We start from the raw sequence: 502 nt of genomic DNA, 5'->3' as shown, positions 1-502 counted from the left end.
TAGCTGTTTCAACACTTTTACTTTCTGCATGTAGTACATCACAACCTATGTGGAGAAAAGCAGGAATTACTCCACACGATGTTAATAATGCTTTAGCAAAATGTCGCTATGACGTAGGTTTAGCTAAAGTAAATCAAAATGAAAAAGCTGAAATGATACAAGATTGCATGATGGCACAAGGTTTCAGATATACATATTAANGCTGCCTATAGAGATTAAAGAAGTAGTTCAAAGTGAGTATATAGATACCTGCCAACGCATATCTGAAGATGAAGAAATGCAAGTTAAAAATCCTAAAATCACTTTCTATAAAGGATTTTTGGTAAATGTAGATTTTAATGGCGATGGACTAAAAGATTACATTATCCGATCTTCAGCAGTTACCTGTGAAGGTGCTTACTCAATATTCACTGGAAGCAGTGATGGCTTTATAGATATTTACTTTCAAAATAAGGAAGGTAAATATGATCATGTTCTTAACTATTGGTTAGGAGGTGAAGGA

2 protein-coding genes are annotated in these 502 nt (G+C 33.7%); both read left to right on the top strand.

Annotated elements, in window-relative coordinates:
• Positions 1-200, top strand: a 200-nt coding sequence (locus tag AC07E5_RS02320; RefSeq protein ID WP_498624546.1) for a hypothetical protein, incomplete at its 5' end; no start/stop codon positions are given.
• 77 nt (positions 201-277) lie between these two features.
• Positions 278-502 (top strand): hypothetical protein (locus AC07E5_RS02315; protein ID WP_498624545.1); only part of this gene is annotated, 225 nt, incomplete at its 3' end.

It is taken from the genome of Acinetobacter seohaensis (assembly GCF_056431365.1).
The sequence above is the reverse complement of the archived record's forward strand: the minus strand, read 5'-3'. Positions and strand labels throughout refer to the sequence as shown.